The sequence below is a fragment of the Streptomyces verrucosisporus genome (genome assembly GCF_017114865.1).
Classification (GTDB): Bacteria; Actinomycetota; Actinomycetes; order Streptomycetales; family Streptomycetaceae; genus Streptomyces; species Streptomyces fenghuangensis.
In genome coordinates this window covers 1-22779 of record NZ_JADEYH010000042.1, presented here as the reverse complement: position 1 = coordinate 22779, position 22779 = coordinate 1, and the positions used below count along the sequence as shown (strand labels likewise).

General features: G+C 71.4%; 20 protein-coding genes, 2 pseudogenes and 1 CRISPR repeat array. Of the genes and pseudogenes, 3 read left to right on the top strand and 19 right to left on the bottom strand.

Annotation, left to right across the window (positions count from 1 at the left end):
* The first annotated feature begins 3 nt into the window (after positions 1-3).
* Both cas1e and cas2e read left to right on the top strand, forming a co-directional pair.
* Positions 4-960 carry a type I-E CRISPR-associated endonuclease Cas1e gene (gene cas1e / locus IQ279_RS26100; RefSeq protein ID WP_206351780.1) on the top strand — a complete coding sequence of 319 codons (957 nt, stop codon included), beginning with the start codon at positions 4-6 and terminating at the stop codon, positions 958-960.
* Positions 957-1304 carry a type I-E CRISPR-associated endoribonuclease Cas2e gene (cas2e, locus tag IQ279_RS26095; RefSeq protein ID WP_206351779.1) on the top strand — a complete coding sequence of 116 codons (348 nt, stop codon included), beginning with the start codon at positions 957-959 and terminating at the stop codon, positions 1302-1304. Before cas1e ends, cas2e begins: the two co-directional genes overlap by 4 nt.
* Positions 1305-1387: 83 nt before the next feature.
* A CRISPR array of direct repeats spans positions 1388-3431; the repeat unit is 29 nt; unit sequence CTGCTCCCCGCACCCGCGGGGATGGTCCC.
* 32 nt (positions 3432-3463) lie between these two features.
* Here the strand turns inward: cas2e and IQ279_RS26090 are convergent.
* From IQ279_RS26090 to IQ279_RS26010, 17 genes and pseudogenes are all read right to left on the bottom strand, one after another.
* Positions 3464-4825, bottom strand: coding sequence for an SPDY domain-containing protein (locus tag IQ279_RS26090; RefSeq protein WP_206351778.1), 1362 nt, complete (start codon positions 4823-4825; stop codon positions 3464-3466).
* A 64-nt stretch (positions 4826-4889) separates the two neighbouring features.
* Positions 4890-6011 (bottom strand): DnaB-like helicase N-terminal domain-containing protein, encoded by a 1122-nt coding sequence (locus IQ279_RS26085; protein WP_206351777.1) that lies wholly within the window; start codon positions 6009-6011, stop codon positions 4890-4892.
* Positions 6011-7273: a DNA cytosine methyltransferase gene (locus tag IQ279_RS26080; protein WP_206351776.1), complete on the bottom strand. Its 1263-nt coding sequence runs from the start codon at positions 7271-7273 to the stop codon at positions 6011-6013. The genes IQ279_RS26085 and IQ279_RS26080 overlap by 1 nt, the downstream gene beginning before the upstream one ends.
* On the bottom strand, positions 7270-8133 hold the full coding sequence (locus IQ279_RS26075) for an adenine nucleotide alpha hydrolase family protein (RefSeq protein WP_206351775.1): 864 nt from the start codon (positions 8131-8133) through the stop codon (positions 7270-7272). Before IQ279_RS26075 ends, IQ279_RS26080 begins: the two co-directional genes overlap by 4 nt.
* 105 nt (positions 8134-8238) lie before the next feature.
* Complete coding sequence (gene trpA, locus IQ279_RS26070; protein ID WP_206351789.1) at positions 8239-9033, bottom strand: tryptophan synthase subunit alpha; 795 nt, start codon at positions 9031-9033, stop codon at positions 8239-8241.
* Between the two features lie 125 nt (positions 9034-9158).
* Complete coding sequence (locus IQ279_RS26065) at positions 9159-9875, bottom strand: hypothetical protein (protein ID WP_206351774.1); 717 nt, start codon at positions 9873-9875, stop codon at positions 9159-9161.
* A gap of 281 nt (positions 9876-10156) precedes the next feature.
* Complete coding sequence (locus IQ279_RS26060; protein WP_206351773.1) at positions 10157-11947, bottom strand: type IV secretory system conjugative DNA transfer family protein; 1791 nt, start codon at positions 11945-11947, stop codon at positions 10157-10159.
* A 42-nt stretch (positions 11948-11989) separates the two neighbouring features.
* Positions 11990-12295: a hypothetical protein gene (locus IQ279_RS28330; protein WP_307792548.1), complete on the bottom strand. Its 306-nt coding sequence runs from the start codon at positions 12293-12295 to the stop codon at positions 11990-11992.
* Between the two features lie 288 nt (positions 12296-12583).
* Positions 12584-13405, bottom strand: coding sequence for an SPDY domain-containing protein (locus IQ279_RS26050; RefSeq protein ID WP_206351772.1), 822 nt, complete (start codon positions 13403-13405; stop codon positions 12584-12586).
* On the bottom strand, positions 13405-13752 hold the full coding sequence (locus IQ279_RS26045) for a hypothetical protein (protein ID WP_206351771.1): 348 nt from the start codon (positions 13750-13752) through the stop codon (positions 13405-13407). Before IQ279_RS26045 ends, IQ279_RS26050 begins: the two co-directional genes overlap by 1 nt.
* 29 nt (positions 13753-13781) lie before the next feature.
* Positions 13782-14567 carry an SPDY domain-containing protein gene (locus IQ279_RS26040; RefSeq protein WP_206351770.1) on the bottom strand — a complete coding sequence of 262 codons (786 nt, stop codon included), beginning with the start codon at positions 14565-14567 and terminating at the stop codon, positions 13782-13784.
* Positions 14564-14941, bottom strand: coding sequence for a hypothetical protein (locus IQ279_RS26035; RefSeq protein ID WP_241028768.1), 378 nt, complete (start codon positions 14939-14941; stop codon positions 14564-14566). The genes IQ279_RS26040 and IQ279_RS26035 overlap by 4 nt, the downstream gene beginning before the upstream one ends.
* A gap of 298 nt (positions 14942-15239) precedes the next feature.
* Positions 15240-15569, bottom strand: coding sequence for a hypothetical protein (locus IQ279_RS26030; RefSeq protein ID WP_307792547.1), 330 nt, complete (start codon positions 15567-15569; stop codon positions 15240-15242).
* Positions 15570-15804: 235 nt separating this feature from the next.
* A complete protein-coding gene (locus IQ279_RS26025) occupies positions 15805-16554 on the bottom strand; it encodes a hypothetical protein (protein ID WP_206351769.1) in 750 nt (249 codons plus the stop codon).
* Positions 16555-17046: 492 nt separating this feature from the next.
* Positions 17047-17484 (bottom strand): hypothetical protein, encoded by a 438-nt coding sequence (locus tag IQ279_RS26020; protein ID WP_307792546.1) that lies wholly within the window; start codon positions 17482-17484, stop codon positions 17047-17049.
* 116 nt (positions 17485-17600) lie between these two features.
* Positions 17601-18357 (bottom strand): annotated as a pseudogene (locus tag IQ279_RS26015) (transposase family protein).
* A gap of 66 nt (positions 18358-18423) precedes the next feature.
* Entirely contained in the window at positions 18424-18798 is a 375-nt protein-coding gene (locus tag IQ279_RS26010; RefSeq protein ID WP_206351768.1) for a hypothetical protein, read from the bottom strand.
* Positions 18799-18860: 62 nt separating this feature from the next.
* Between IQ279_RS26010 and IQ279_RS26005 the strand changes: the two are divergent.
* Positions 18861-19667: pseudogene (locus IQ279_RS26005) on the top strand (IS5 family transposase).
* Between the two features lie 525 nt (positions 19668-20192).
* Here the strand turns inward: IQ279_RS26005 and IQ279_RS26000 are convergent.
* Together IQ279_RS26000 and IQ279_RS25995 are read right to left on the bottom strand one after the other, a co-directional pair.
* Positions 20193-20555 carry a hypothetical protein gene (locus tag IQ279_RS26000; protein ID WP_206351790.1) on the bottom strand — a complete coding sequence of 121 codons (363 nt, stop codon included), beginning with the start codon at positions 20553-20555 and terminating at the stop codon, positions 20193-20195.
* 592 nt (positions 20556-21147) lie between these two features.
* Positions 21148-22581 (bottom strand): restriction endonuclease, encoded by a 1434-nt coding sequence (locus IQ279_RS25995; protein ID WP_206351767.1) that lies wholly within the window; start codon positions 22579-22581, stop codon positions 21148-21150.
* Between the last annotated feature and the right edge of the window lie 198 nt (positions 22582-22779).

The following is a 22779-nucleotide window of genomic DNA, read 5'->3' as shown; positions in this document are numbered from 1 at the left end:
GCGGTGTCCACGGTCAGCAAGCGGAACCTGTCCACTCCGCGGGAACTCACCCGCGTGGGAGACCGCCTCTCCTTCGTCTACCTGGAGCGGTGCACTGTCCACCGCGACGCCAACGCCATCACCGCCGAGGACGCCGAAGGCACCGTCCACATCCCCTCCGCCACCATTGGCACCCTCCTACTCGGCCCCGGCACCCGCATCACCCACCAGGCGATGAGCGTCCTCGGCGAAAGCGGAGCAGGCGTGGTGTGGGTCGGCGAGCACGGCGTGCGTTTCTACGCCGGCGGCCGGGCCCTGACCCGCTCCTCCGCCCTCGTCGAGGCCCAGGCCGCCTTGTGGGCCAACCGGCGCAGTCGTCTGGAAGTAGCCCGCGCCATGTACCGCAAGCGCTTCCCCGACGAGGACCCCTCCGGCTTCACCCGCCACGAACTCCTCGGCCGCGAGGGCCAGCGGGTCAAGGACTGCTACCGCAAGGAAGCAGCCCGCACCGGCATCACCTGGCGGGGCCGCCGCTTTGTACCCCGCGACTTCTCCTCCGGCGACCCGCCCAACCAGGCCGTCACCGCCGCCGCCCAGTGCATGTACGGCATCGCCCAGGCCGTCGTCGCAGCCCTGGGCTGCAGCCCAGGGCTCGGCTTCGTCCACTCCGGGCACGAACTGTCCTTCGTACTGGACATCGCCGACCTCTACAAAACCGAGATCGGCATCCCCGTCGCATTCGAAGTGGCAGCGGAGAGCCCTGAGGACGTCGGCCCACGCACCCGCCGGGCCATCCGCGACAAGGTCAACGAAACCAGCCTGCTGGACCGCTGCGTCGATGACATCAAGCAACTTCTCCTGCCCGCAGCTGCCAGCGGCGAAGCCGCCGGCAGTGACATGGAGGACCGGGTGACCCTGCAGTCCGACCACGGGCAGGACGTGGCCGCCGGCCGCAACTATGCGGACGAGGTCATCTGGTGACCGTCATCGTCCTCACCCACTGCCCGGTCGGACTGCGTGGCTTCCTCACCCGATGGCTGCTGGAGATCTCCCCGGGCGTCTTCATCGGCGGTCCCTCCGCACGGATCCGCCAGGCGCTGTGGGAAGAGGTGAAGCAGTACGCGGGCAACGGCCGCGCGCTACTGGCCTACAGCACCAACAACGAGCAGGGCTTCGCCTTCGAGACCCACGACCACAAATGGCACCCCGTGGACCACGAGGGCCTCACCCTGATCCGCCGCCCGAACGACCAAGCCACCACCTCCCCGCCCCCGCCGCGCGGCTGGAGCAAGGCGTCCAAGCGCCGACGCTTCGGAAACCGATGAAGGAAGCCGAGTCCGTTATGTCCGAGTCGGTGAAACTGCTCGAATTCTCTTCCCCGCTCGTGTAAAGCAGCAGGCCACCGAGTCTGCTCCCCGCACCCGCGGGGATGGTCCCGGCAACCGAGTCAAGACATTCCGGGTCGGACACTGCTCCCCGCACCCGCGGGGATGGTCCCAACGCCGCAAACGCACCCGCGAAGGCCACGAACTGCTCCCCGCACCCGCGGGGATGGTCCCTGCTCCGGGCGGGGTTTCGTGCTGCGCTAGAACTGCTCCCCGCACCCGCGGGGATGGTCCCGATCTCGCTGCGCTGCGCGGCGCTCGTCTCGTCTGCTCCCCGCACCCGCGGGGATGGTCCCGCGGACGGTGACTACCTGTGGGCGTCCGGTCTCTGCTCCCCGCACCCGCGGGGATGGTCCCGGAAGGGGCAGCGAGTGAGTACACCTACGGAGCTGCTCCCCGCACCCGCGGGGATGGTCCCGTGAAGCTAGAGCCCCGAAGGTCACCGCGACTCTGCTCCCCGCACCCGCGGGGATGGTCCCGCCTTCATCCGCATCGGCAGCCGGGCCAGGGCCTGCTCCCCGCACCCGCGGGGATGGTCCCCCTCCGGCCAGCCGCTCAACGACCGTGACCAGCTGCTCCCCGCACCCGCGGGGATGGTCCCAGGCGAGATCATCTCTCATTCGTAGGGATGATCTGCTCCCCGCACCCGCGGGGATGGTCCCGGTCCGGCCGTACCGGGGAAGATCCAGTTGCGCTGCTCCCCGCACCCGCGGGGATGGTCCCTGGAGGGGACAGAGCCTCGGCCCGCCGTACAGCCTGCTCCCCGCACCCGCGGGGATGGTCCCCCGCGGCGGTCAGCCGCCCCGAGGTCCCAGCGCTGCTCCCCGCACCCGCGGGGATGGTCCCCCGCACACGCCGCACCGGTGGGTGTACCAGAACTGCTCCCCGCACCCGCGGGGATGGTCCCGGTACGGGGACCTGGCCGGGGACCTGTACGCGCTGCTCCCCGCACCCGCGGGGATGGTCCCTCCAAGAGGCGATCGCCGCCGGCCTCGCCCTGCTGCTCCCCGCACCCGCGGGGATGGTCCCCGCGTCCTGACCGAGCTGCTGGACGATGCCCGCTGCTCCCCGCACCCGCGGGGATGGTCCCGGCACCCGCGAGCTGCCCTCACGGCGGAACACCTGCTCCCCGCACCCGCGGGGATGGTCCCGACACGCCCTGCACCGGGAGCGCGTCCAAGAGCTGCTCCCCGCACCCGCGGGGATGGTCCCGCGGCACCCAGCGCGGCGGCCTTGAATACCTGCTGCTCCCCGCACCCGCGGGGATGGTCCCAACCAGGGCGGGCGCAGCAGTTCGGACCTCTACTGCTCCCCGCACCCGCGGGGATGGTCCCGGGTTCGTCGGCACCGAAGCCGAGTGGCTGGCCTGCTCCCCGCACCCGCGGGGATGGTCCCACCGCCCGGCCGGTCGTCCGCAACGTCCGCCACTGCTCCCCGCACCCGCGGGGATGGTCCCGATCACGGTCTCCGTGCCACCCGCCACCTTCTCTGCTCCCCGCACCCGCGGGGATGGTCCGGACATGATCCGCGCGTTGAAGCAGCGCCGCGACTGCTCCCCGCACCCGCGGGGATGGTCCGGACATGATCCGCGCGTTGAAGCAGCGCCGCGACTGCTCCCCGCACCCGCGGGGATGGTCCCACGGCCCGCTCGATCGCGCACGTGGCGTCGAGCTGCTCCCCGCACCCGCGGGGATGGTCCCGGCATCACCCACATGGTCGAGATCGAACCGCCCTGCTCCCCGCACCCACGGGGATGGTCCCTGTGCCGCCACGTGGTCCCACGACCAACCCGGCTGCTCCCCGCACCCGCGGGGATGGTCCCTCCGTACGGAACGGCGCCCGGTCCCGGGCCTCCTGCTCCCCGCACCCGCGGGGATGGTCCCGCGCCGCTCATCTTCACCAGGCCGCCGGAGACCTGCTCCCCGCACCCGCGGGGATGGTCCCCACGCTGTCTACCTGGGCGGTTCCGCGGGGGGTCTGCTCCCCGCACCCGCGGGGATGGTCCCGCGGCGGAGCTCGCCGGGGTGTCCGGTGACGGCTGCTCCCCGCACCCGCGGGGATGGTCTCCCTTTATCGGTGAATGGTGGGTGGCGAATTGATCAGCGACGCGGGATCGGCTGCGTTCTCGGGAAGGCCGGAGTGAATGAGGGCCGTGTAGTGGTGAACTGAGCACGCAGCCGCTGTGCGCCGGGCGAGGGCTGGCGGGTGCCGGTGCCGTGGGCGAGGTCCTCGGTGAGGTGGGCGAGCAGGGAGGCCGGGGTGCAGGGGGAGGCGTGGATGGCCCAGGTGGGGCGGTCGATGCCGGGACCGGCCCACAGGGTCCAGGTGGCGAGGGTCGTATTGGGATTCTGGGCGGCGAAGGCGTCGAACTGGACGCCGGCATCACCTTGGTGGTTCTCCCAGCGGACCCACCGTCCGTCGACGGTGTGCATCCACCCGGCGTCGGTGAGGGGGCGGGTGGCTGCGGTAACACTCTTCTCGGTGATGGGGCCGCCGATGGCGGTCTCCCAGGCGTCTTCCTCGGTGAGCCGGTCCAACAGGGTATTGAGGACGGGGGCGGGGGTGGCGCCGGTTGCGGTGAGGTGCCACATCCGCTCGGAGACGGGGGTGTTGTAGGCGGCGATGGTCCAGGCGGTCTCGCGGGGATGGGCTTCGTGGACGCGTTCGATGCGCAGGGTCTGTGATGCGTGGAGGGCGTGGGTGGTGTCGTCGGAGAAGGTGCGCCACTTCTCCCAGTCGCCGTGGTCGGTGAGGAACTGGTCGAGGATGGCGTCGTGGTCGCCGGGGTCGGCGGCGTAGGCGGGAACCGTCTCCGTTTGCGGTTCGGGCTGTGAGGCCGGGGTGCCGAGCGTGGTGCGGGCTTCGGCGGCGCGGCGCTCGGTGCCGGTCATGGGGGCGGGGCCGGGGCGCAGGGTGTCGCCGTGGAGGCGCTCGAAGGAGTCGAGGGCCTGGGCGGGTGAGTCGAAGGTATCGGTGACCTGCCGCAGGTGGTTCTCACCGTGGAGGTGGACGCTCTGGCCGCTGTCGCGGTAGGTGCCGACCGCGACGGTGGTCTGGCCGTCGTCGGCGTGGGCGTGGATGACGAGGCGGCCGTGGCGGATGTCGTCATAGAGCTTCTGGGCTTCGTTGGAGACCTCCCGGATTTCCTCACGGGTACACCAGGGCATCGGGTAGTTGGTCCAGGTCCATTCCTCATCGATGGCCTCGCGGAGCCAGGAGGAGATCTCGGTGGTGAAGCCGTCGGCGGCCAGCGCTTGGGCAGCCTGGTTCGCCCAATAAAGCTCCTCGTGGTCGATGCGGGCCAGGACCAGGGTGTGCTGGTCGGTCGGCTCGAAGCCGTGTGTGGTTAGGAGGGCGTGGGCTGCGTGGTGGCGGGGGCCGGTGAGGATGGCGGTCACGGCGTTGGGGTGTACGGGGTGGATGTCGAGTCGTATGTGCGTACCGCTGTAAGGCGCCGTCATGGCGGGGTGCTCGCTTCTGCCGGTGGCCGGACCATCAGGGGTCCGGCCACGGACGGGTTCGGGATTAGCGGGAGATACGCGCGCCGGGTGGCGCCGTTGTCCGCGGCGGGCCGGCCCGGGGCGGTGCCGTGGCCCTGGTGCGCGCGGGGCTGACTGTCGGGGCGGGGGAGGTGGCGTGGTGCCAGCGGGCGCGTCCGGCGGACAGGTCGGCGAGCGCGCGGCGGCTGCCGGTGACGAGTTGGTGCGGGGTGGCCGCCGGGGTGTCGGTGTACGCCTGGATCCGGTGGCCGACGCGGTGCGCGGTGGAAAGGACGGAGCGCTGGAGGATCCGCTCGCCCCAGTGCTGCGGGTCACCGACCGGCTCTGCCAGGAGAGCCAGCAGTTCGGCCGGCCTGGTGCCGGGTGCGAGGAGGCCGCGCTGCTGGGCCTCCCACAGGACGGTGACCGGGTCGATGGGCGCGCGGCGCCGGGTCAGGGCGGTCAGGCACCGCCACAGTCCGGCGTGCAGGGGGTGGGTGAAGTCCTCAGCGGTCAGCCACCGCATCCGCTCGGCGTCGCCGGGGTGGGCCGTCGCGGTCGCGAGCAACAGCCGCTCCTCGTCGATCGCCTCCTTGGCATAGTCAGGAGCAGTGGTCGGCACGGTTGCGGGGGTGCGGGGCAGGGGGCTGGAGTGTGGTGGGAACCGCGCGGCGATGTCGTCCACGAGGGAGGCGAGGGCGTCGGCCTCCGCCAGGGTGGTGTCGACGGGCTGGGGCAGGGTGCGGTCCGTCGCGGTGTGGACGAGACGCTGGGCGCCGGCGCGCAGCGTCCGGCGGGTGTGGTCGGCCTCGACCATCCGCGCGTACGCGGGTGCGTGCCGAGGCCAGGGACAGTGATGGATCAGGCCGTGGAGGTGGGAGGCGGTCAGCCCACGGGCCTGCTCGCGGGCGGTGGTGAGCACCTGGTCCAGCCAGGCGGTGCTGTGCGCGTGCTCGGCGGGGTCGGGGGCCGGCAGGGCGCGGATGGCGGCGAACAGGGCGCGGTGCGCGGCGGTGGAGAACATCTCTGGACCGATGCCGGGCACGTCACCGAGGCGGTCGGGTTCGAGGAGGAGGGCACCGAGGAGGGCCCGCTCGGCGTAGTACACCGGCTGCGGCGGCGGAAGAGCGTCGAGGCCCTCCTCGTCGGGTTCGGGTGCGTGGGGCATCAGGCGGCGAGAGTGAAGTCGTCGGGATTGAGGGGCATGCGCAGGTGCGGGGCGAGGAGGTGGGCCGCGAGCAGCGGGGGTACGGCGTTGCCGATCTGGGAGAACCGCTGGCCCTTGGTGCCGGCCCAGGGGTAATCGGCCGGGAAGGTCTGCAGGATTCCCGCCTCGCGGGCGGTGATCCGGATCGGCTCCGGCGGCTCCGCGTCCTGCGGCGGGCCGCCGCGGGGTTCGGCGACCCAGGTGCACTCATTGGCGCGGTGACCGAAGAACAACGTTCCGGCCGGCTCGGACAGCGGCCGGACAGTGGCGTTGGCCTGGTTGTTGCTGCGCAGGGACCATGACCAGCGGTGCGCCTCGGCGGTGAACGCCAGCGCCGGGCCGTCGGCGGGCCGGTTCTCGCGGGTGCCGTGCCGGGCCGCCCATCCGGCTTTGTCCCGGAGGGAGGCGGGGACGGTCTCGCCGGGCCGCGGCGTCCAGGTGCCGCGGTCGCGGGCGTCGGACAGCGTCTTACGGGAACCGGACGGGAACGGTTCGGGCCCGCCGCCGGGGCCACCGCCGGCGCACACGGTGGGGACGGGGCGGTCGGTGGCGCCCCAGCCGAGGGCCTGGGCCATGGACACCCAGCGGGCGCGGCCAGGCCCGAACAGCGACTCCGGCTCGGCGACCCGGGCGTGGGTCGGCGCGGGCGGCTGGGCGGTGCGGACGCGGGAGGCGAGCAGGATCGCCCGCCGCCTGGTCTGGGGTACGCCGTAGTCGGCGGCGTTGAGGATGCCGGTCCACACGGAGAATCCCCACCGCCGCAGGACGGCCGCGTACTGCTTCCACAGCAGCAGCACGTCCGGCACCTCCTCCATCGCGGCCCACTCCGGCTCCCCGGCACAGTTCAGGGCGTGGAGGTAGCGCATCGGCTCGGCGGCCAGCAGCGAGCGTTCGTCCCGGCAGGCGGTAAGCAGCTGGGCGCGGGTGTCGCGGCCGGCGGCCAGGTCGGCGACCGCCTGGTGGACCAGTGGCTGGTCCACCAGGCCGAGGCGCTTGCCGGCCATCGACCACGCCTGACACGGCGGGCTCGCGATCAGCCCCGTCGTGCGGCTGGTGAACGGCCAGGTCGGGTACAGGGCGACGTCGGTGCGGATGGTGAGTTGTCCGGCGGCGGCGCGGGTCTTGCAGGCCCACGCATCCCACTCCAGGCCGATGTCGCGGGCGCCGAACACGGTCAGGGCGTGACTCCAACCGCCGGGCCCTGCGAAGAGGTCGAGGATCAACAGGCCAGCCCGAAGCCGTCCCGCACCGGCGTGTCCGCCTCTGCGCGGCAGGCCCAGGGCGAGCACCCGTCGGCCACGCCGTGCTCCAGCTCGTCCGCGTCCGCCGGCCCGCCCGGGTCGGCGGCGCGTTCGGCGGCGGTGACATGGTCGATCGGCGCCTCGTCCAGCGGCACGCGGGAGCGGTGGAGGAACGCCTGGCCGAGCAGCTGGTTACCGGTGGCGTTGGCGCGGGCGTTGCCCTTGCGGATCGCGGCGTCGAAGGCGACGACGTCCCGCCACTCCTCGGGGCTGGTGTCACGGATGTGGCGCCACTGCGCGTTGCCGTGGAAGGGGCACCCCAGACACGAGGACTTCGGCGTGTTCGCCAGGCCGAGCGAGGTCAGGTAGCGGACGCAGTCGCCGCGGGACCAGCTCAGGTCGATGAGAGGGTGTCGGTTGCGCATGTAGCGCACGTCGGCGTCCTTGGCGCGGTGGAACTCGTCGGTGGAGATGCCGACCCACTGCTCGGCGAACACGTCCTTCGGGACGCGCCGCGGGTGGGGGTAGCCGAGGAGTTCGCGGACCTTCTTCTTGATCGGTTTGATCTTGTACTCGCCGGTGCACTGGCGCCGTGTCATGCCCGGCTTCCCGTCCTGGTTGAGGATGTAGAGCGGCATGGAGGCGAACCGGTGGTTCGGGTCGAGTGCGTCCTCGCGGATGTTTCCGGCGGAGACGCGCAGCACGGGGATCCCGGCGGGTGCGGCTATCTCCGTCTCCAGGCGGTCGAGGTGCTCGTATACGGCGGCCGGTTCCCATCCGGTGTCGGCGAAGACGGCGTAGTCGACCTTCGGGAGGAGACCTTCGGCGGACAGGGCGAGCATGGCGCTGGACTGGATCCCCGCGCCGAGGGATATGGCGCGGAACTGCGGAGTGGGGGAAATGGCGATTCCTGACGGTGAGATGGGGAGGGAGGCCGACCGGCCCGCTCAGTTCCGCGCGTTGAGCGCGTGAGCGAAGGCGGCGACGAGGCCGCCCGCCTCCTCGGGGCCGTGGTCGAGGGCGCGGACGACGGGGGTGCCGATCACGACGGCGTCGACCAGCGGCGCGACGGCGGCGGCGAGGTCCGGGGTGGGGATGCCGATCCCGGAGACGACCGGGAGCGGGCTGGTCGTGCGCAGGCGCCGTACGGCGGCGGACAGGGCATCGAGGTCGAGGGGGCCTCGGTATCCGGTCGGGGCGGCGCTGGCGGGTGCGTAGAGCCACCCGGAAGCGGTCGCGCTGATCGCGTCGAGCTGCGGGGCGGTGGTGGTGCGGGGTGCCAGACGAGGGGTGGTGAGGGAAGCGGCGGTGGCGATCTGATGCCAGGAGCCGGCCGCGGCGTCGGGGAGGTCGACGACCATCACGCCCGCTGCGCCCGCGTCGGCGAGGAGACGCGCCAGGCGCTCGGGACCGTACCGGGTGACGGGCTCCCAGTAGGTCATGACGACGGTCGGCGCCCGGCGGGCGGCGTGCTCGACCGTACGCACCGTACGGTCGAGCGCGTTCCCGGTGCGCAGGGCACGGTGGTAGGCGGACCGGATGGCGGGGCCGTCCAGATGCGGCGTGCGGTGGGGCAGGCCGATCTCGAACAGATCGGCGCCCGCTGCGGCCAGGTGGTTGAGCACGCGGCGCTCCACGGTCGGCGCGTGCATCCCGGCGGGCACGAACACGCCCAGCGAGCAACGCGGTTGGGTGAGAGTTTCCCGGAGCGCCTGGGCCGGTTCCGGGACGAGCGTTCGCATGGGGCGGTGGCACCGGTGCGAGGTGTCAGCGCTGGCCTCGGCCGGTGGATGCGGGGCGGAGGCGGAGGCCCGGTCCCGGGGGAAGCCGGGGGAGGTGAGGGCGGCGTTGCCGGGGCGGAAGCCGTTCATCGGCGCCTCCCGCCCGGCCAGCCGGGCGCCGGCGACCTGTCTGGTGAGGCTGCGGGCTTCGATCCGGGCCGCTGGACATCCAGCACCAGCTTCCCGGCGGCCGTGACCGTGATGTCCTGGCCGGCGATAGGGGCGGGTTGCGTGTCGACCCGGACAAGCCGGTGCTTCTCCAGCACGGCGAAGGGCGTGGCGTGGATGCCACCGCCGTCGCCGGCTCTGATGCTTCTGCTTCCGTTTCGGTGCTCGTAGCGGCGGGCGCCGCCTTGGGCGATGGTGGCTAGCGCCGTGTACTGGGCGTCGGTCAGCCGCGGCAGCGGTGGACGGTGTTCCGGATGGTCCCTCAAATCACGGGCGATGCCGGAGGCGGTGTACTGGCAGCAGGTCGCGCACAGGTCGAGGTGGTGGGCAGCTGCGGCCAGGCTCTCGGTCAGGAGGGGCTCTGCCTCGGCGTGCCGGGCCTGGCGCACGGCAGCGTCGTCGATCGGCTGGCTCCCGGTGTGGACTGCGGCTTCGAGCGGATTGTCGGCCACCGCTCTCGCCAGCTGCGAGGCGGCGAGTGAGGCGGAGGTGACGACCTCGCCGAGCGTCTCCAGAGAGGAGCGACTGCCGGGCACGGCCGTGTACTGGCTGCCGTCGAGTACGGACAGGCGCACCAGGGCGCGGCCGACCAGTTCGTGGATGGCGAGGATCTTGGGGCCGAGCTGTTGCAGCATCTCGCTGCCCGGCCGGACGTCCAGGGTGGTGACGGCGGTATGCAGGGCGGCGAAGTCGGCGCCGAGCTTGCGTAGATGGTCGATCTGTACGGGCAGGTCGATCCGGCGTACGGCGATGGTGGGGGCTCCGGTGGGTAGGGGGCGGGTGGGTACGGCGCCTCTTCGGCGGGCGGGCCTGCGCCGACTGCGGAGACGTGAGTGCGCTCGGCAGGTATGGCGTCGGAAGGAGGAGCCTCAGGAGGTGGATGGCCGAGCGGGTGCGCCCTGCGATTCGGGCTTCTTCACTCCGTGGGCCCGTGGCCGTCCTGGCGTGGGGTGGTCTTGGCGACCGCGCGGGTGGTGATGGCCTGTGAGGCGCGGGCGGAGGCGGCGGCCAGCTTGTCGGCGCCGGGTTCGGCGTACCAGGGGCGCAGGTCGAGCATGGCGGCGCGCAGGCCGGTGGCGAAGCACAGCGCGGTGCCCTTGGGCAGGGCGCGGATCGCGTCGGCGGGCAGGATCCGCTCCTGCCGCATCGAGACGGAGGTCGACCTGCCGGACTCGGAGCGGGAGGTGGAGGTGGTCGGGACGTCGTGGTCGCCGATGAGGCGGGAGAGCTTGTCGGCGAAGTCCGGGTCGTCGATGCCGGAGCCGATGACCTTGATGGTGCTGGCGGACCACAGCGCGTCCATTCCGGCGTCGCCCCAGACCTTCTGGCCCTGGCGGTAGGACTGCAGGATGGTGATCGGGATGATGCCGCGGCTGCCGAGGTGGGAGTACAGGTCGGGCAGGTCGCTGATCTTGCAGACGTTGGCGGCCTCGTCCAGGATCGCCAGCATCGGCGGGTCCAGGCGTCCGCCGACGCGCTCGGCCTGGGCGGTCGCGGCCCGCATCACGGAGTCCGCGCACGCGGCGATCAGCGCGCTCGCTCCGCCGCCGCCGTCCTTGGACAGCAGGTAGAGGGTGTCGGCGGAGGTGATGAAGTCGGCCGGCCGGAACTCAGGGACGTCTCTTTGCGGGGTGACCCAGGCGGCGATCTCGCTGTTGAGGAGGGCGGCGGCGTACTGGCGGGCGGTCTCGTAGATGCCGTCCCGGGTCTCGGGCGGTCCTTCGACGGTGCCCTTGAGCTGGGCGGCGACGGCCGCGAAGCCGTGGTCGCGCAGGATGTCCAGCGGGGTGCGGTCGGCGGGGAAGGCCAGCCACTGCATCACGTCCGTGATCGGCCGCTGGTCCAGCGCGGCGGCGAGGAAGAGCTGGGAGAGGATGTTGGATCCGGCCTTGGACCAGAAGTCGCCCTGCTGGCTCGCGTCCACGCTCGCGGCGAGGAAGTGCCCCGCCAGCCGGCCGGCGCCGTCCAGGGTCGTGGCGTCGGCGAGGGGGTTCCACCACATCCGGCGGGCGGCGTGCGCGATCTGCTGGGGGTCCATGGACCACACCCGGCCCGCCTCCGCGCGGGCCTCCAGGGTGGCGGTGTAGGCGTCGCCCGCGGCCTTGTTCGAGGTGAGCAGGACCGGGCCGGGGGCGTTGAGGATCGCGGGGACGGCCAGGCCGGTGGTCTTGCCGGAGCGCGGGGCCATGATCGCGACCGCGACATCCTCGTATCCCATGCGGACCTCGTGCCGGCTCCGTTGCAGGTTGCCCAGCAGGATGCCGGTGTCCCTGGGGTCGACGCGCTTGGCGGCCTTCAGGCTCGGCCGCAGGGAGCGGGCCTTGGCAGTGAGCGCCTGGGCCATCAGGGGCTGGAGGTCCCTCGGCGTGGCCATCCCGGGGATCTTCTTCCGCCGTCCACCGCCCCGGCTCTTGTGGCGCGACCACACGGCGGCGGCCACCGCGGCGAGGGCGAGCAGCACGGCGACGGGGACGATGCGGGCACCGATCAGCAGGGAGGTTTCCCCGGCCTGGGGCCAGAGGTGGTCGGGGTGGAGCAGGGCGGTGGTGGGCTCGTAGCCGGCCCAGGGGTGGCCGGTGGCCCAGGCGGTGACGTTGCCGGAGAGCCAGGCCAGGTGGGACAGGGGGACGACGACGGCGAGCACGCCGAGGAGGAGGCGGAAGGCGATGTCGTAGCCGTCGCTGGATGAGCTGCTGGGAGAAGGCAAAAGGCGGTGCGCTTCCGGGCGAAGGAGCGAGGACGGAGCCGGTCAGCGGGTGCGGCTCGGACCGGTCGAGAGGGCTGTGGTCGCGGTCGGGGGTGAAGTCACGGGCGAAGGGGCGCACCGGGCGGCCGCGTGGATGTCGCGGATGGCCTGGCCGTGGGTGGCCCAGTCGTCGAGGTGGCTCCAGCATTCGGCGTGGTGCTCGGCGAGTGCGTCGTCGAACACCGGGGTGCCGGGCCGTGCGTCGGCGGGGAGGCCGTCGCGGGTCCGCAGCCACTGGGCGTGCAGGGCGTCGAGCTGGTCGAGCGCACCGCGCAGAACGCTCAGCTGGTATCCCCAGCGGTGTTGCACCGCGTCGGTGGGCAGTCGGCCGAGTTGCGTCTCGGCCGTGGCCAGCAGATGGCGGGCACCGGCGCGGACGGTTTCGAACGCGGCGGAGGTGTCGGCGTCGCGTCGGCTCGCGCGCAGCCCGTAGGCGTGGTCGTCGTGGGGCTGGCCGTCGAGGTCGGTGTGCTCGTCGGAGTACGCGTCCCAGGCGTCGAGGATCTCCTTGCCGTCGCGGAGGAAGCCGTCGAGATGGCTCAGGAACTCGCGGTAGGAGGTGGGGGCGAGGGAGATGGCGGAGGTCTCCTGTCGGGATCAGCGGCGCGCGGTCGGTTGGGCGGTGGTGGCCTTCGCCGGGACGGCCGCCGCTCTCGACCGCGGCCGGTGGATGGTGCGGGTCATCCGGCGGATGGCGTCGAGCCGGGCGGTGTGCGCTTCGACGACCTGCTGCGAGGTGAGTGGACTCGGCCGCTGTACGACGCTGTGATGGGCGATGCGGTCGTACATGCCGCGCTGGAGCGGGGCTTCGTCGGCGAGTGAGGCGGTGAAGGCGGTCACCAGGTGGGAGGGGGTACGGCTGTCGAACCAGGCGTGCCAGATCCGGGGACCTGCCGGGGTGCCGTGGTCGTGCCGACGGGTTTCGATGTGCCAGGACGGCGTGTCGTGGTGGTCGACTTGGCGCAGCTCGATGTGGCACAGGGCGTCCGGCGAGTGGGCCGCGTCCGGCGCGTCGAACAGCCAGCCCGCCGAGGACAGCACCCGCCAGGGGCACGACTGTTCGCGCGGCGGCGGGGCGATGAGGGCATCGGTGAGACCGCTGAGAACTTCGGCGGGAACGAGCTCGCCGAACTCGGCGTACCAGCCCGGCTCGGTGTCGGTGGCCTCGGCTCGCAGCCGCCACCAGGCGGAGGTGGTGGACTGCGGATCGAACTGCAGGCTGTGCCGATGGTCGGGGCTGCGCAGGACGATCTGCGGGCTCAGCGGGTCGGAGGTGGGGGTCCATCCGGCCGCGGCCAGGCCGTGGGTGACGTGGCGGGCGTCGCCGGGCCCGGCGAGATGGCGCGGGGCGGTGTCGAAGGGAATCCGCCGGGCGTGTGTGTCGGCGAACGCGGCGAGCTGCCGCTCGCTCACCGGCATCAGCGGCCCTCCGACGTGCCCGGTGATACGCCTGTGAGGAGGAGGTGCAGGTCGTCGAGGGTGTAGTGCAGGTCGTGCTGGTCGGTCTGCTCCCACGCGGCGGTGCGCAGCTCCGCGACCAGGGTGTGCAGGTCGGGAGTGCGCGGGGTGCCAGGGTGGTCGAGCACGGTCCGGGCGAGGGCGCGCAAGGCGTCGCCGAGCTGGACGGGAATGCCGGTGTACTCGTCCAGCAGTGGTTCGACAAGGGTGAGCGCCTCGCCGGGCTCGGGGGCGTCGCGCAGATACTCGGTGAGCCGGGACAGGGTCTCGGTGACGATACGGAGATCGTCCGGGGTCGGTGTGGACACAGGACTCCTCGGAGGGACGGGCACCGGGGTCAGCGGCGGGCGCGGGCGTGACCGGCGGTGGCGTGAGGGCGGGGCCTGCTGGAGGCCCAGGAGTTGCGGGCCCAGGCGGCGGCGTGCGCGGCGGTGATACGGGCCTGCTGCCAGGCACCGAGCTGGGAGGGGAGGACGGACACCGACGTGGTGCGGATGCGGTCGCTGGGCGGGACGTGCCCGCGCGGACGCATCACCGGCCGCGGGTCGGCCAGCGCGGCGGAGAAACTCTGGAGCAGGTGCATCGGTGTGCCGGACGTGAAGTGGGCGTCCCAGTTCCTGCCGTGCTCGGTGCGGGCACCGACCCACCAGAACGCCTCGCCGGCCCCGGCCTGGTGGAACTGGACGAAAGCGTTGCCGTCCGGGCTCATGGCGGTGAAGTGCCGGCCGCGTTCGGTCTTCCAGTTCCGCTCCTGCAGAGGCGCCCATACGTTGGGGGCGTGGGCGGAGCGGGGCCGGGTGAGGGCGTCGGTGAACCCGGCGACGATCTCCACCGGCGTTTGCCGGCCGAGGGTGGCGTACCAGGCCTCCTGCTGCCGGGTGGCGGTGCCGCGGATCGTCCAGCCACCCGGCTGGGTGAAGGGGTCGTATCCGACCCTGACCGCGCGGTCGGGGCTGTCGAAGACCAGCGGACCGCCTTTCTTGGACCTGTCCGTCCAGCCGGAGGCGCGCAGGAACTCGCCGACGTGCCGCACGTCGCCACCGCCGGCGAGATGGCGTGGCTCGACCAGGTAGTACTGCTGGGCCTGCTCGACGGATCCCCGGTCGGCCTGACGTCCCCTCACCGGCGTTTCCTGGCGGCCACGCCGGAGGCCACCGGCTTCGCCGCCGTGGCACCCGCGGCGACCGGAGGCGCGGCGAGGCGCTGGATATCCGCGAGGTACTCGTCGAGGTCCAGGCCGATGTCGTGCAGTTCGTTCGAGGCACGCCCCAGGGCGAGCCAGAGCTCGGGTGGGAAAGCGCCACTCCGGGCGTGGCGTTGGGCGAAGTGCGAGCCGGTGGCCAGCAGCGCGGTCACCTGGCCGAGGACACCGTCGTCGCAGTCGAGGACCCTGCCCAGGACTTGAGCGGACCGGTGCGGCGGGGCCTGGGCGAGGTACTCGGCCAACTGGCCGAGGCGGTGGGCGACGTCCTCGGCGAGGGTGACGGCGTAGGGCATGGGGTCGGTTATGGTCCTCCGTGGGTTGTCGGGCGGCCCGGAGGGCGGAGGCGGTCAGTGGTGCGGGCTGCGGTGCCGGACGTCGTGGAGGGCTCCGTACGGGCCGGTGGCGGGCGGGGTGTTCCGGGCACGGCTGCCGGTGGCGCGGGCGTGCAGGTAGCGGCGGAGCAGAGCGAGGGCGAGCCGGGGCTTGCGGAGCAGAGAGGCCGTCGGGGGAGTGCGGGGTGCTACGGGAACTCCAGGGCAGAGGTGAGGCGGTACGGTCCGGGCTGGTTCTGGCCGGGGCCGCCCGTACGGGTCATGGGGTGCGGCGCGGCGGCGCTGTGGGTGCAGGAGACGGTGCCGGGAGTGGGGCTGTGAGGCGGGGCTGGACGGTGCGCAGGTCGTGCACGGCCTGGTGGTAGGCGGCCTCGTCGAACAACTCCGGGGTGATGTTGACCCGGTATCCGGCAGCGATCAGGGTCGGGATCGCACGGGTGGCGAGCCGTTTCCGCTCCGCTTCCGGCAGGCGGGCGGGGACGGTGTGCCAGACGTAGACCGGCCCGGCCGTGCGGACCTCCTGACGCTCCAGACCGAGGCGGTCGAGGAGAACGAGGAGCTCCTCGGGAGCTCCGGTCGGCGTATCCACGTGGATGGTGCCGCTCAGCGCCTTGCGGTAGATCTCGACATCGGCGCCTTCGCCGTCGGCGCGGTTGCCGATGAAGTCCTCCGTAGGTGTGGGGTCGGTGACGTGGGGGAGTAGGGGGCGAGCTGGCGCTGGACCAGTCCTTGGTCGCCGCCCGGTGTGAGGGGGCGTTGAGCGCAGACCGAGGCGGATGTCGAATCCGGCCAAGGCGCGCGCAGGGGGTGGCCGGTGCGCTGTTCTACCGGCTCCTGGTGGCCGAGGTCCAGGCGGCGGCCGGGCTCGGCACAGGCGTCGGCGGGGCGGCGTTAGGCCCGATTCGGCCTGAAGGGTGCTGGAGCGCGACGGCGATACCGCGCGCGTCAAGCTGTGGTCCGACCGCCCGCACGGCGTGGGCCTGCGCGGTGCTGTCGTCGCCGCTGAGACGGTGGATGCCGCTCTCCTCGCGGACGAACCCGTTGGCGATCAGGACCTCAGCGGCCTCCTCGCTGACCGGGGCGGCGGCAAGGCCGCCGTCCGGCTGCCAGGTCAGAACGACCCGGTCCGGCCGGGACGGCCGGATGCCCGCGGCGTTGCAGCGGACCTGGAGGAGGGCCGCGTCGAAGCGCGTCAGCAGATCGCCGGCGACCAACTCGGCACTACGGAACGGGTCGTCGCTCACAACGACGCCGTCCGGTTCGCGCACGCCCCGGAACGCCTCCGCGGGAAAGCCGCTGGGCGCGATGGCGGCGACGAGGAACCCCTCCCGCTCGGGCCGGTCGAGGACGACGAGCTGCGCACCGTCCTGGCGGGTGAGGACGGCCGCGTGCCGGAGCGGGTGCTCGGCGAGGACCTCGGCGACCAGATCCAGGTCCCAGACGCGGTTGGTCAGGTCGGTGAGGTCGTCCTTGTCTTCGGTCGGGTGGTGGACGCTGTTCCAGGTGCCGGGTAGTTCGCCGGCGAGGACATCGGCGAACGAGGCGAGACGCTCGGAATTCTCGTGATCGTGCATGTCTTCCTTGATCAGGTGGGCGGTGTCAGCGGCGCGGCCCGGTGGCACGGGGAGGAGGCAGGCACACGCGGCTGAGCGTTCGCGTTCCGGGGGCGGCGGTCTCTTCGGCGTAGATGCTGCGGCCGGGGTGTGGGACGTGCCGGTCGGCGAGGTCGTTCCGTGTGGAGAAGACCGGCGCGGACGACGTACGGGTCAGTGGTGTCGCCCATGTCGTTGTGGATGTCCGCGGCGGTATGGAGAAGATCGTCAACCGCTGCAAGGCTCCGTCAGGAGAGGCGGTCAGCTCGATGTCGACAGTGGGGCGGGATGGTGGGGTCCCGGCCCTCGGGCGAAGGGTCAGGACACCTACTCATCGCCCAGGCGTTGGAGTCCAGGCCGGACCAACGAGCGATGACGGCGTGCTCGGTCAGTTCTCCCGGTATCGACACCGAGCACCCAGTGCTTCACTGAGCAGGTCGCGCGGGGTGTGGGTGTGCGCATGGACGCGGGGGATCACAGACCGCCCCGGTGAAGGTCGGCGACGTGCACGAGCTGGTTGAGCGCCGTGGTGGTGTACCAGCCGCAGTCGACCAGCGCGTTCCGTCCGGTGTACTTCGGCAGGAGGTGATCCTCCATGGCGCGTAGGTGGATCAGGCAGTCCGGGCAGCGGCGTGAGAGATGCACGAGGTAGCGCGGGTGGCCGGTGATGTAGGTCTGAGCTCCGCCCGTGGCATCACGCAGCCGCCACCCGTCCTCGTCGGTCGGCGTGTGCCACGAGGGCGCGACGACACGCATTGAGTCTCCCCACAGCTCCCCGCCGGAGACTCCCCTGAGGACGACGACCTGGTCCCCGGCCTCGAAGTGGGCGTGGGTGACGTCCCGGACAGGGGTGAGCGGATCGGGCGTCGGAGCGAAGGCCGGAGTGCTCGGAGGCAGGCGGGGCTCGGTCACGGAATGTCCTTCCACGCGGATCGGGTGGCGGTGGGAGGATCAATGGTCCGCGGGATCGCCGGTTTGGCTAACCGGCGATCCCCGGCTATGTTCCGGCCCACCTCAGTGAACCGTTTTCATTCCGAATATGTGCAGGTCAGCAGGGTATGGACGGCTTGGACGGCTGTGCCGATGCGGCGGGTGGAACAGCGGGCTCGCCGCAGTAGCCGCCACGTCTTGAGTTGAGCGAAGGCGCGTTCGTCGGGGGCTCGGAGTCGGGCGTGGTCGCGGTTGAACCGCTGGTACTGCTGCGGTTGTTCGCTGTAGTGGTAGTACGGCGTGCGGAAGGTGGCGCCGGCGCCCTGGTAGGCGCGGTCCGCGAGTACGAGGATTTGCCGGGTGAGGCAGGCCTGGACGATGCCGTGAGCGCGGGCCGCGGTCAGGTCATGCGTGCGGCCCGGCGTCGCGCGCGAGAACCCTTCCCCAAGCTCTGCGAGCAGGGGATACCCCATGAGGGGTGCCGTCCGGTCGTGCGACGACCTGGACGTTCATGCCGTGCTTCCGGTGTTTGTGGGAGTAGTACGGCTCGTCCGCGGCGATGCGGTCGATGGGGATGAGCGTGCCGTCGACGATGACGAAGTCTCCTTCGCCCAGGCCGACGAGTGCCTCCTGCAGGCCGGGCGCCCAGGAGGCCAGAACCTCGAGAGTCTCGTCCACGTACCGCCAGGCGGTCGCGGTGGAGATCCCGAACCCCGCCGCGAGCTGGGGCAGCGTCTCGTTCTTGCGCAGGTGCACCAGTGCCAGCAGAGCCTGGTGGAAACAGCCCGGCTTGCGCCACCGCGTGTCGCGTTCACGCCTTCGGGCATGGACCAGCCATGAGACGCGCTCGACCAGCTCATGCGGGACGCCGAGCGTGGCACGATAGGGGACTAACTGATCGTTTCAGAATGAGGGCGCTGGCTATTCGTCGTCGAGTCGCTGAAGAACCTGCGTGAAGTCACCGGCATCGAGCAGGCCGGCGAGTACCTGGGTCATGTTGTCGATGCCAGGGTCCCGAACTATCAGCCCGTCAGAACACCAGAAGTAGCGGCCGCCCAACTCATCGCCTGTCTGGGACCACCTCTTCATCAGGCGCTCAACCTCGGCGAGCGTGAACACGGTCGCGCTCCAGCGGGAGCCGTCCGCTGCCAGCCGCACCTCTACGTCGACGTTGCAGACGGCATCCAGGTCCTCGCCGGCGCCGGGCAGGAATGACGCCTCGAACCGATCTGTGCGAACGCGGTACCAGGGTTCACCCCAACCCTGCTCAGTGGCCTTGTCCCCGGTGCCGGTCATCCGGGGAGTATGTCGAACCGGCTCGGCGTGCTCAACCGGGTTCTCTGGCAAGCTGCAGCCTCGTGAACGTGAACCTCGTCCCCGATGCTCTCTGGGACCGGATAGCCCCGCTACTGCCGGTGCGCCCAAGGCGGCACCGCCACCCTGGACGGCTCCCGGTGCCGGACCGGGCCGCACTGGCGGGCATCGTTTACGTCCTGCGCACGGGCGTGGCATGGCGCGACGTGCCAAGCGCAGCAGTGGGCTGCTCCGGGGTGACGGCCTGGCGCCGTCTGCGGGACTGGACCGAGGCCGGCGTCTGGCCCCGCCTGCACGAGATCCTCCTCGCGGAACTCCGCGCGACGGGTCTACTGGACATGGAGGACGTCGCGGTCGACGGCTCGCACGTCCGGGCCCTGAAAGGGGGGCTCACACCGGACCCTCGCCGGTCGACCGCGGCCGCCAAGGCAGCAAGCACCACCTGATCACCGACCGGCACGGAACACCCCTCGCGGTGTCGTTGACCAGTGGAAACCGTCATGACGTCACCCAGCTCATGCCCCCTGTTGGACGCGATTCCCCGCATCCGCGGCCTGGTGGGCCGGCCACGTCACCGCCCACGGCGGCTGTTCGCCGACCGCGGCTACGACTACGACAAGTACCGCCGCCTCCTCCGCGCTCGGGGCATCACGCCGAAGATCGCCCGTAAGGGCATCGCCCACGGATCCGGCCTGGGCAAGACCAGGTGGGTCGTTGAGCGGACCTTTGCCTGGCTTCACCAGTTCAAACGCCCGCGGACTCGCTACGAGATACGAGCCGACCTCCACCTCGGACTGCTCCAACTCGCCTGCAGCATCATCTGCCTGCGACGTCTCCGAACCTCATTCTGAAACCGTCAGTAAGCGAGGCTCCTCGGACAAAGCGTGGTGCGTAGAGAACACCATCGCAACGACCAGGAGCCTCGCCTCGTCACACCACCGTGCTGACCTGCAGCATCATGCCTACAGGACAGGATGGAAACGCTTCACTGAAGCATCCCGCCTCCACAGCCGCCGAGGAAGAAGTACCGCCCAGCGAAGGTCGCCGACCTCGGCTGCCTTGGCGCCCTCGCGCTGCTTTTCCTCATCGGTCTCATCGGCTCGATCGTCACTCCCCCAGAGGAAAAGCGATGACACCAGCGCTCGCCCCACCCCGGCCGTGAGCAACGCCTCCTCGGCCTCGGAAGAGACGGAGCAGGACCGGGACGACGAGCCGGAGCCCCCGCCTACCACGGAAGCACCGGACCTCAGGCCCACTCCCACCTCGACGGCCTGGCCTGACAACGGGGCCCGCTCCTGCCCGAGCCCAACGCCGAGCACTGGGCCGCGGGGGTCGTGTGGCGCAAAGACTGGCAGGTGATACCGCGCCGGGCCGGATCACCGGTCTGCCGCGCTCCGTGGGGACGCCCGTATCCGGTGTAGCCACCGTCGGCAGGTCTCGGCGGTGACCGGTTCGAACAGCTCCGGGGTGGAGATCTCGACGAGGAACTGCGTCAGCAGGGCCTGATACGCCTCGTCGATGTCGACCTCTTCCTCGAAGTGCACCGCCTGGGCCCAGGCGGTGAGCTGATCCGGGTCGGCCAGTCCCGCAAGGGTCTTCTCCAGCGCGGCGGCGGCGTGGCCGCGGGTGAAGGTGGCAGGAGTCGAGGTCCTGTGGCGCCGGGTTGCCCGGAGGAGTTCGGGCAGTTCTCCGCGCCAGTACAGGAGATCTTCGGCAGGGCTGCATCGGTGGGCGTCCACGGCTCCCATCCTGGCCCAGCACACCGGCCGGCAGGTTTCCGCCACCGGTGGAGTCCGCGCCGGGGCGGGCGGTGGTCAGGGACCAGGGAGTCGTCCGACCGAAGGGAGGCGGGCGGGGTCAGGTCCTGTTCCAGCGGTGGAAGAGTTGTTCTCCCGGTCCGGCGCCCAATGCCGATCAGGCGGCCGGTGAGGACGTGTCCGATGTCGGTGGCCCGGCCGGGCGGGAGCACGGTGAGGCCGGAGTGGGCGTGGAAGGGTCCCAGGGCCCGGTCGGTGCCGGAGAGTCCGTCGAGCAGCCACGTCCCGCAGCGGCCGGCCGCGACAGCGTCGAGGTGGGCTTGTTCCACGTAGCTCGTTGCCGCCTCCAGGAGCGCGCCGTACCGGTCGCCGTCCTCGGGGGCGGGCCAGGCGGATGCGGGTGCGGCCGGGGCCGGAATTCCAGGCGACCGCCACCGCTCAGGACGCGCGGGGAGCCGCCTTCAAACGCCTTACGCAGTACACCAGCTTGACCAAGACGGGCAGCCGACCGTGCAAGCCAGAGGCGGAGCGGGCGTCAGCCGAGGTGGATTGGCGACGGGCGTCCTCTGGGCCGCTACCAGTCGGCTACGGGGCGCAGAGCCAGGGCGTCGGAGGTACACGCGTACTCCCATGAGCAGAGATGGTACGTCTCCTTGGGCTCATGGAGCTGGTGGTGTGACCGCAGGGCGCAGATGAGCAGTTCGCTCTCCGCAACCCGGCCCGGCCACTCGTCCGAGGCGGATCTCCTGTTCTCGCCCCGGCGCGGATTTCTCACCACAAGGCCCGTAACCCACTCTTCGGACGCGCCGTCACAGTCCGGCAGATCCAGCTCGCTGTGCGAGACGACGTAGCCGACGGTCTCCAGCGGAGCCTTCTGCCCAGGGTGGTGCCGAACGACTGCGGGGCTGTTCAGCGGACGGAAGTAGCTGAATGTTGCGGCGTCGAACTGTTCGAACAGATGTTGGATCGGCTGGAGGTCCACGGGGACGCCGGGCAGCTGAAAGGACAGACGACAGTCGTAGACGGCCCGGGACCGGTGGCTGGCGATGCTCGCGGTGAGGGTGTAGAAGCCTCCGCCCTGGCAGGTGTCGAAATAGGTGACCTGCTCGGTGTGGTGGGCGCTCTTCAGGGTGTCTTCGCGGTTCTTCCAGGCACGCAGCGCCTCGACGAACTCCCTGGCTCCGGTGCCGTGCCAGTTCGCGCTGGACTGCTGGATGTTCCACTGTGGTTCGGTTGTGGTCCAGCCCATCGAGTCCAGTCCGTACAGCAGCTCCACGATGCCGTCCTCATTGTGCGGCCTGACCGGCACATCGAGTGAGACGCCGCTGCCGCTGCCGAACGCCCAGTCCACATCGGGCAGCTCCGGCACGAAGACGAACTCCCCGAACCCGCCCCCAGAGGTGACGTACGGCAGCGGCTGCAGGTCGAGACCGAGTAGTCGCACCTCGGTGCCCGGCAGGCCGGTGGCCGGTCGGCGCCGGCGCCGGGGCTTGGGGGCGGCGGCGAGGTGCACGCGGCCGTGGGTGATGAGCTCCTCCCGTTTCGCCTGCAGGAGGTTGACCAGCGATCTCGGTGTGCTCAGGACCTGGGTCAGCTCCTCTTCGCCGAACAGCAGGATCGGCCCCCGGTCCCGGCGCACCCGCAGGTCCTCCACTGCCGAGTCGGTGAAACCGTTCACGCTGATGATGACGCCGATGACAGCGGACGAGGCGGCCCGCTCCATCCGTGACCGGACGGAGTCGAAGACGTTGATGTCGGCTGGCTCGTTGTGCCACTTGGCCTCGATCAGGTACCAGGTGTCTCCGTAGCGGGCCACCAGGTCCGTCTGCCGCGGTTTTGCCACGGATGCGTTGCGGTCGACTTGGAAATGCGCCCGCCTGAACAGCTGCTCCAGCAGCACTTCCAGTTGGTAGCCCCGTTTGTGCGCGGACGGCAGTGCCCCAAGCTGCTTGAACTCCGCCAGCAGCGCGCCTCCTGCCCTGACGCGCTTCCCCTCACCGGCAGCCATGGGCTCCCCTTCCCCTGCTCCTCGACGATGGACTCTCTCAGCTCCGCCACGGGGTCGGGAGCCGCTTTCGACCGGCCGGGACCGTACTCTGTGCGATCACCTCCGCCACCAGCGTGTCTTCGCACAGCAGCTCTTCCACATCAGGGCCGTTTGGGCCCGCCGACCGGCAGGTCATCACACTTGTATCGCGGAGCTCTG